The organism is Actinomadura sp. HBU206391 (genome assembly GCF_014323665.1).
GTDB lineage: Bacteria > Actinomycetota > Actinomycetes > Streptosporangiales > Streptosporangiaceae > Actinomadura_C.
In genome coordinates this window covers 1-1534 of sequence record NZ_JABVEB010000531.1, presented here as the reverse complement: position 1 = coordinate 1534, position 1534 = coordinate 1, and the positions used below count along the sequence as shown (strand labels likewise).

At 73.7% G+C, this 1534-nt stretch carries 2 protein-coding genes; both read left to right on the top strand.

What is annotated here, in order from left to right; translation table 11 throughout:
- Nucleotides 1-661: SseB family protein (locus HKK72_RS39155; RefSeq protein WP_187239415.1), on the top strand; the 661-nt coding region annotated here is incomplete at its 5' end.
- A gap of 99 nt (nt 662-760) precedes the next feature.
- Nucleotides 761-1534, top strand: a 774-nt coding sequence (locus HKK72_RS39150) for a putative hydro-lyase (protein WP_187239414.1), incomplete at its 3' end; no start/stop codon positions are given.

Below are 1534 nucleotides of genomic sequence, written 5' to 3'. Positions count from 1 at the left end.
CGCGCCGTCCGGGCACGCGGCCCGGCAGCCGGCCGCGCGACGGTCGTCGCCCGCACGGCCGGGCCCGGCCGGCGGCGGCGTTCCGCTGGAGGCCCGGCTCGCCGAGTGCAAGCAGCGCGGCGACCACCTGGCCTGCTTCGAACTGCTGCTCACGACCGACCATCTGCTCCTGCTGACCGAAGATGCGGCCGGAGCCGACACCTCGGGCCGAGCACGGGCCCCGGGCCGGGCACAGTCCCAGGGCCGGTTCGCGACCACGACCATCGGCAACGGCACGTACCTGATGGCGTTCACCTCACCGGCGGCGATGGGCGAAGCGCTGGGCGAGCGCTCCGGCGGCCACCGCGCGGCGGGCTTCGACGAGCTCGCCGCCGCGTGGCCGGATCCGCGCTGGTCCCTGGTGGTCAATCTGGGGCTGCCGAGTGAGATCCACCTGGACGCCGCGACGGTCGCGCGGCTCGACGGCATGCGCCGCACCGCCGCGCAGGCCGCCACCGTCGACGCCGTCGTGGACCCGCCGGCCGCCACAACCCCGATCACCGGCCTGCCGCACGGCTCGAAGCTGTGGCGATACGACGGCGGGTCGCCCACACAGGTCGCCGCGTACGACGCCGCGAGCGGGCGCTGGGCGGTGACCGACACAGCGCCGCACGCGGAGTAGCCGGTACCGGGTAACCGGCACCCACTGGCCCGTGGCCATCACCGGTGGGCAAGGGCACGAACCCGCACACAATCGCCATCTGTGGGCATAAGACCCACCATGAGCCTCCCCGTTCAGCCCTCGCTGCTGACGCCGACGCAGGCCCGTGCCCAGTTCCGCACCGGCGCCCTCCCGCTCACGACCAGCGGCTGGTGCCGCGGTCACACCCAGGCCAACCTGCTCGCCGTGCCTCGCGACCTGGCCTTCGACGCGCTCCTGTTCGCCTATCGCAACCCCGCCGCGTGCCCGGTGCTGGAGGTCACCGATCCGGGAGATCCCCACCCGCGGCACCTGGCCACCGACGCCGATCTGCGCACCGACCTGCCGGCCTACCGGGTGTACGAGAACGGCACGCTGGTGGCGGAGGTGCCGGACGCCACGGACTACTGGCGGGACGATCTCGTCGCGTTCCTCATCGGATGCAGTTTCACCTTCGAAGCGGCACTGACCGCCGCGGGCGTGCCCGTCCGCCACATCGAGCAGGGCCGCAACGTGCCGATGTACGTCACCACGCGCGAGTGCGCACCGGCCGGGCGGCTCAGCGGCCCTCTCGTCGTGTCGATGCGGCCGGTGCCGCCCGCTCTGATCGACACCGCCCGGGAGGTGAGCGAGAGGTTCCCCACCATGCACGGGGCGCCAGTCCATGTCGGCGACCCCGCCGACCTCGGCATCGCCGATCTCGGCATCGCCGATCTCGCCAGGCCCGACTTCGGCGACCCGGTGGACCTCCATCCCGGGGACGTGCCGGTTTTCTGGGCCTGCGGCGTCACCCCGCAGGCCGCCGTCATGGCCAGCAGGCCGGAGTTCGCCCTCACTCACGCCCCCGGCCGCATG